This window comes from Rothia santali (genome assembly GCF_024199905.1).
Lineage (GTDB): Bacteria > Actinomycetota > Actinomycetes > Actinomycetales > Micrococcaceae > Rothia > Rothia santali.
In genome coordinates this window covers 1-6,629 of the sequence record NZ_JANAFB010000068.1, presented here as the reverse complement: position 1 = coordinate 6,629, position 6,629 = coordinate 1, and the positions used below count along the sequence as shown (strand labels likewise).

At 62.8% G+C, this 6,629-nt stretch carries 9 protein-coding genes; 7 read left to right on the top strand and 2 right to left on the bottom strand.

All coding sequences use genetic code 11. The features are described from left to right. The 5 genes from NBM05_RS14935 to NBM05_RS14915 all read left to right on the top strand — a co-directional run. Positions 1-129 (top strand): RraA family protein (locus NBM05_RS14935; protein ID WP_507237318.1); only part of this gene is annotated, 129 nt, incomplete at its 5' end. A 771-nt stretch (positions 130-900) separates the two neighbouring features. After that, on the top strand, positions 901-1,071 hold the full coding sequence (locus NBM05_RS14930; protein WP_254169072.1) for a hypothetical protein: 171 nt from the start codon (positions 901-903) through the stop codon (positions 1,069-1,071). A 2-nt stretch (positions 1,072-1,073) separates the two neighbouring features. Further along, the gene (locus NBM05_RS14925) at positions 1,074-1,340 is read left to right on the top strand and encodes a hypothetical protein (protein WP_254169070.1); all 267 of its coding nucleotides are present in this window, start codon (positions 1,074-1,076) and stop codon (positions 1,338-1,340) included. 1,110 nt (positions 1,341-2,450) lie between these two features. Further along, the gene (locus tag NBM05_RS14920) at positions 2,451-2,795 is read left to right on the top strand and encodes a histone-like nucleoid-structuring protein Lsr2 (protein WP_254169068.1); all 345 of its coding nucleotides are present in this window, start codon (positions 2,451-2,453) and stop codon (positions 2,793-2,795) included. Between the two features lie 16 nt (positions 2,796-2,811). Next, complete coding sequence (locus NBM05_RS14915) at positions 2,812-3,018, top strand: hypothetical protein (protein WP_254169066.1); 207 nt, start codon at positions 2,812-2,814, stop codon at positions 3,016-3,018. Between the two features lie 166 nt (positions 3,019-3,184). On the opposite strand, the gene NBM05_RS14910 is transcribed toward NBM05_RS14915, so the two are convergent. Beyond that, entirely contained in the window at positions 3,185-3,862 is a 678-nt protein-coding gene (locus NBM05_RS14910) for a DinB/UmuC family translesion DNA polymerase (RefSeq protein WP_254169064.1), read from the bottom strand. 10 nt (positions 3,863-3,872) lie between these two features. Here NBM05_RS14910 and NBM05_RS14905 point away from each other — a divergent pair, with 10 nt between their 5' ends. Continuing rightward, positions 3,873-4,049 (top strand): hypothetical protein, encoded by a 177-nt coding sequence (locus NBM05_RS14905; protein WP_254169062.1) that lies wholly within the window; start codon positions 3,873-3,875, stop codon positions 4,047-4,049. A 292-nt stretch (positions 4,050-4,341) separates the two neighbouring features. Next, on the top strand, positions 4,342-4,995 hold the full coding sequence (locus NBM05_RS14900) for a DUF4145 domain-containing protein (RefSeq protein ID WP_254169060.1): 654 nt from the start codon (positions 4,342-4,344) through the stop codon (positions 4,993-4,995). Between the two features lie 157 nt (positions 4,996-5,152). Here the strand turns inward: NBM05_RS14900 and NBM05_RS14895 are convergent, their stop codons facing one another. Next, positions 5,153-6,628: an NAD-dependent succinate-semialdehyde dehydrogenase gene (locus NBM05_RS14895; protein WP_254169058.1), complete on the bottom strand. Its 1,476-nt coding sequence runs from the start codon at positions 6,626-6,628 to the stop codon at positions 5,153-5,155. Between the last annotated feature and the right edge of the window lies 1 nt (position 6,629).

The window sequence follows — 6,629 nt, the reverse complement described above, 5'->3', positions numbered from 1 at the left end:
AGCAATCCCCGCCGCAGCGGGAAGGCCGGATCGGGGGAGCGCGACGTCGTGCTGACCTTCGCCGACACGACCTTCCGGCCCGGCGCGATGGTCTATGCGGACGACGACGGGATCCTCGTCGAGCGGTAGCCGAGGGCTCGGAAACGATACCGATGGCGATGGTGCCGGCCCCAGTCCCCGGTTGTCGAGCAAGAAGCATCAGGGCTGAATCCGATGTTGAATGAGGAGTTGCCTCGACGGCTAAACACATCGTGCTTCTTCGCGCACCGATGACCCAGCTTCGCGCGGACTTTCGTCATTCCCACACCGACGCACACCGGCAACCGGCACTCCGACTACATCGGACGGCGACTCTCCAAGCTGCGAGGGTCGGTGTACACCTCCCACCAGCTGCGTCATTGGTTCGCCACTCCCGCCTACGCCAGGCTGCGCGACCTGCGAGCAGTCAATAGTTGCTCGACCACGCGGACATCTCCACGACGCAGGCCTACGCCGCCGTCAACGACGTCGCTGCCCCGGCAGGAGTTGGGCCCTGCCGCATCAGCGCCTGTTGAGATCCCGACAGGGAACGCAGAAAATCCCGCCCCAGCCACGGCCGGAACGGGATCCTCATCGGTGCGCCCCGTGGGGCTCGAACCCACGACCCACGGATTAAAAGCCCTGCCCCATGGTCACTGCCGGCACGACACCTCAAAGTCGATTCTTAACGTATCGACCCTGCGCCGGCGCTTCCACTCTGTCACCGAATGTGACGCGCGAGTCGCTCATCACCGTACCCCCCTTGTCAGAAGCTCTCTGCAGCCTCTAGACGCCTGACCCCGCAGGGGAGCGGTCTACCTCGATGAGCTATCACCTCGCGCCACCCCGCCCTGCCCAATCCACTCGGAAATGGAGCACACCATGCGCACCAGCCACAGCCGACCCGTCGTCGATATCCAGCCCGGACACGAAAACGACCCGCGCGCCCGCACCAACCTCAACCTCGCTTACATCGCCCTCGCCTGGATCGGCTCGGGGATGATGGTCATCGGCAACGACCCCGTCCGCGAGCTCTTCACTGGACTCTTCTAGATATGAGTACCGCGATCACTTTTCTGTTCGACCTCGTTCTCGCTGTGCTCGGGATCATCACCATAGTGAGTTTCCTGCCCGCCCTGTTCGTCGGCATACGCCGAGGGGACCAGCTGGTTACAGCGCGGCGAAAAGGACTAATCGAGAGCATGTCGTTTCGACGAAACCTCACCGCGATCATCATGATCTCGATCAGCCCACTTGTCTACCTCCTGGTATTTCCGCTCCTCATTGGGGCGCTGAAACAACTTGCAGAATCCGCCATGTAGCCATCCATAGTCTAAGACCTGGAGAAATCACATGAACCCCACAATCATGAACGTACTTTTCTTCCTACTAATCTTCGTCGGCGCCTTCCTCGCTATCGGCCCCATCTGGTTCCCGCGCAGACCTGCCGATGACGGCAACGAGGAAGAACCTCCCCGTGACTCGCCCGACAACAGCAGGGGCCCGCACTGTACCACCCACGCCCGCAAGTCATGGGCATCATCGGGCTCACTATACCTGCTGGAGCCCTAATGTATTTCGGTCTTATCCAGTCAATCCAAGGAAAAAACTATGTTCATTTTCCCTTATGGTCTACTGATATTGGTTCCAACTCTTATCGGCATAGCAAGCTATCTCTGTATCCGCATCGGATACAACAATAAGAACTACCCCCTCGCGCATCGCTACGAGGGCGGGCATATTCTATTGCCTACCGGATGGGTCCTCTTCCTAGTCTCTATGGGATGCCTCATCGCATTTCTGTGGTATGGATATTCCAACGATATACCGCAGATTCCGTCGCTCTTCCTCTAACCCCCGCCTAAAATGAAAGGGAGGATATAATTTCCGCAGAAGGACTCTGTGTTGGCAGGAGTCCTCTCGCGCGGACTGAGCTGAAGGAAATTACGCCTTGTCGGCGATGTGCTCACGAACCGCCTCCCTTGCCGCCGCAGCCCCTCTCCTGGCTGTTCGCACCGAGCGAGCTCCCACAACGCCATCGCGCAGCCCGCCAGAACCCCGATGTCGAACAACAGCACCCCAAGAATCCTGGCCCAATCGGACACCAGCCCACGGCGTTCAGTCCAGCCTGAACCAGGGAAACGCTCACTGCTCCCGCCAGCACGGCACCAGCGCTCAAGAACGTCACGACGAACCGGCGGTCCTTCGTCCCCCAGTGCGAGCACTCGACGACCGGCTGGACGCAGCCCGATCATCACAGCCCCGATAACAAGGACGCTTCCAAACAGCAGCGCGATAACAGCGAAGTCCATAGTGAGTACCCCTTTCAAGATCCGACTCACCAGCTCTTCGCCTGGAACGGGAAATCCGTCAGTCAGTCCCGAAATCCTCTAGCATGAAATAAATACCATGCAATCAACTGGAGGTAACTCATGGCCCAGAAAGTCAAGATCATCCTCGAAGATGACCTCGACGGTGGCACCGCAGGCGAAACCGTACGCTTCGCACTCGACGGCGGCCAGTTCGAGATCGATCTTTCCACCGAGAACGCGAAACAGCTGCGCGAGGCCATCCGCCCGTACACTTCAGCTGCGCAGAAGGTCACCACCCAGAACCGGCGCGGCGCCGGTCGAACCGCGGGAGGGGGCCAGCAGCGCAACAAGGAAACCGCTCAGATCCGTGCTTGGGCCAAGGAGAACGGCTACGAGATTTCCGATCGAGGGCGGATCTACAAGTCGATCCAGGATGCCTACCACGCTGCGCAGAAGGCCAGCTAGAACCTAAGGAGATGAGATGAGTTCATTCAGCAAAGGCCAGAAAGTTATGCCTACACGCGAGCTTGGTGGATTCTTCCGTGATCCCGTGCCTAAGGGAGCGACTGGTGTCGTTGTGGAGTCGCCGTTCTTGAGTCAAGCACAAGTGCACTTCCAGTGGTCGGGGGTATTTTTCGGTGGAGAGGCCACGGTCACCGTAGATGATGACGAGATCGCCCCATGTTGAAAACTCAAGAGCGGAGTTAGAGCCCATCCAGGGCGCGTAGTCGGTTAGCAAGGACCCAGATCGCCGGCGGGCTGCCAGCTACAACAGCGCACCCGATCTGGGTCTTTTGCTTCCCAGTCGGCAGAAGCGCGCGTCAGGACTGCCGAGAAGGTTCAGAGGTGCGCAATCAGAAGCTCACCCCAGTGCGTCGCTCCCCGGGCGAGAGCATCTCCCGGCGCATCGACCACCCCGGCAGCACCGCCAGCCTGACGGCGTGCCAGCCGACCTTGCGGTTGATGCCGGCCACGACGTCGACCAGGTGCTCCCCGCGCGGGCCGTCCTCGAAGACCTCGAAGGCATCCTGAGCGCCGGCGGCCGCGAGATCGGTCAGCATCACTCCGGCGCGGACGAACCGTGCACCGAGCTCGAAGTCGGTCCGCTCCAGTAGCGCGGTCGCCGCGCGGGTGAGTCGGATCGGGTCATCGGTGGGTTGGGGGAGTCGCACCGTCACCGACGGGTAGAAGCTGCCATCGGAGCTGTTGGCGTGCGCGCTGGTGCCGGCGAAGGCCGTGAGCACCCGCGCGGTCTTGTCGTGCTTCTCCAGGCGGACTGCTGCCTGCTGCGCGTAGAGGCTGAGCACCTGGTGCATCGTGCGTTCATCGGTCACCGGGGCCGAGAAGGACCGGGAGAAGATCAGTTGGTCCTTCAGTAACCGCGCGTCCTCGAGGACGATGGCCGGGGTGCCTTGGGGCTCGAGCACGATCTGCATCATCACGACGTTGAACTCCGCGCGGATCCGCACCGGGTCCGCGGCCGCCAGATCCGCGATGGTGTGGATGTTCTGGCCGGCCAGGTGCTTGCCCATCCGGTGCGCGATGCCCCAGATCTCGGTGGCCGGTAAGTCGGATGTCAGTTGCTCGCGCGCGGGCTCCGGGATCCGCTCCCACACGCAGATCCCGTCGAAGGCGTCGAGCTTCTTCGCGCACCGGTTCGCCAGCTTCGCGCGGAGTTTCGTCGTGGCGACACCGACGCAGACCGGCAGGCCGATCTAGGCGGGCGATGTCGTCCTTGATCTGCTGCGCGAGCTCGCGCGGCCGGCGGGTCCGCACGGTCAGGAAGGCCTCGTCGATGGAGTAGATTCTCACACCCCCCCGGCGTGCTGTCGACCGTCCATTGGGGGGGGCACCCTCGCGGATCATTTCTCTGCTGCGCAGCTGGGTAAGCCTTGGCGGTGAACCAGTCAAGCGCTATGGTGCAGCCTTCTAGGGACTTGACGCTGATTTTTGACATGAGACCAACCTGGCGTCACCCCGTGAGGGGTGAGGATGGGGTATGAATAGAGTCATGGCATCCACACTCTGTCCTTACTGCTCGAAATTCAGTCATATGACCCCAAAATGGGGCCTCATATTCGATAGCGATTCACGTTTGCGTTTTGCGGCAACGTGCGACAATTGTGGCAGGATACTCGTCGCTGAAGGTCGCGGCCGGTCACTTTCTGGTCGAAATGCTGCGACCACTGACATGCATCACGTCACTGCCGGTATCGCGAAGATCTCCGATTCTCTGTCCTGGCTTCCTCTTGCGACGGAAGCTCCGGTCATTGAGGATGTCCCGAGTTCAATCGCGCGCGCTGCCAGTGAAGCCTACAAGGGTAGTAGCATTGGGAATTACATGTCGGCCATCCTGATGGCAAGAACCGTCATAGAGGCGACAGCAAAGAATAAAGGCATCAAATCGGGAACCCTATCAGCCAAAATCGACAAAATGCGTGAAGAGCAGCTAATTCGCCCAGCGATTGCCGAACAGGCCCACGAAGTGAGATATTTCGGAAATGACATGGCTCATGGGGACATCGATGAAATTCCCGAAAGAGTTGATGCAGAAGAAGTCTTGGCTCTGATGAGTGAAGTGCTCAGTGAGGTTTTCCAAGGGCCGGCTCGTCTGCAGCGACTGCGTGATCGGCGTAAGAGTGGGGACAAACCTATCGACTCATGACCTCATATAGTCGTGGTCGGGCGGTCCCTGTCCCTGACCTCCCTTGGCTGATGCCCTTCTCATATCCTTACGAGGGTATCGACTTAGGATCCTGAGATGACAGGACTGGATCGGGTGGGCTGCTCGACTGCCCGGCTCGCCAGAGCAGCCCACCGGGTCAGCGTCCGGCGTAGGGGTCTTTGATGCCGATGTACTGCACGGTGGTGTACTCCGCCAGGCCCTCGGCGCCGCCCTCGCGGCCCAGGCCCGACTGCTTGACGCCGCCGAACGGCGCCGCCGCATTCGAGATCACCCCGGCGTTGAAGCCCATCAGGCCGTACTCCAGGTGATCCGAGAGGCGGAACATCCGGGAGGGGTCCTGGGTGTAGGCGTAGGAGGCCAGGCCGTACTCGGTCGCGTTGGCCAGCTCGAAGGCCTCCTCCTCGGTGGAGAAGGTCACGATCGGGGCGACCGGCCCGAAGATCTCCTCGGTGACCACCCGGGCGTCGGCCGGGACGTCGACCAGCACGGTGGGCCGGTAGAAGTACCCCGCGCCCTCCACCGCCTCGGCCCCGGTCAGCGCCCGCGCCCCGCGGGACACGGCGTCCTCGACCAGCTCGGCCACGGTCTTGCGCGCCTTGGCCTCGATCAGCGGGCCGCAGGTGGTGCCCTCCTCGAGGCCGTTGCCGGTGCTCAGCTCCTCCATCTTGGCGGCGAACTTGCTCGCGAACTCCTCCGCCACCGACTCGTGGACCAGGAAGCGGTTGGCCGCGGTGCAGGCCTCGCCCATGTTGCGCATCTTCGCGCCCATGGCCCCGGCCACGGCGTCGTCGAGGTCGGCGTCCTCGAAGACCAGGAACGGGGCGTTGCCGCCGAGCTCCATCGAGGTGCGCAGGACGTTGTCCGCGGCCTGCTTCATCAGCTGCCTGCCCACCGGGGTCGAGCCGGTGAAGGAGACCTTGCGCAGGCGCGCGTCGGCCAGGATCGGCTCCGAGACGTCGCCTGCGGAGGCCGAGGAGACGACGTTGAGCACGCCCGCGGGCAGGCCGGCGTCGATCAGGGTCTGGGCGAGGTACTGGCTGGTCAGCGGGGTCAGCCGGGCCGGCTTGAGCACCATGGTGCAGCCGGCGGCCACCGCGGGGGCGACCTTGCGGGTGCCCATGGCCAGCGGGAAGTTCCAGGGGGTGATCAGCAGGCACGGGCCCACCGGCTTGCGCACCGTGAGCATCCGCAGGTTGCCCTCCGGGGTGGGGGCCGAGCGGCCGTAGTCGCGCACGGCCTCCTCGGAGAACCAGCGCAGGAACTCCGAGCCGTAGGTGACCTCGCCGCGGGACTCGGCCAGCGGCTTGCCCATCTCCAGGGTCATCAGGGTCGCGAACTCCTCGGCGCGCTCCTGGATCAGGTCGAAGGCGCGGCGCAGGATGTTCGAGCGCTCCCGGGCGCTGGTCCCGGCCCAGTCCTTCTGCACCGCGCACGCGGCGTCCAGGGCCGCGGCGGCGTCCTCGCGGGTGGCCGAGGCCAGGGTCGCGATGACCTCGCCGGTGGCGGGGTTCTCGACGTCGAAGGTCCCGCCGTCCGAGGCGTCCCTCCATTCACCGGCGATGAGCAGTCCCGTGGGGACCTTGGCCAGCAGCTGATCGACGTTGATCGCCATA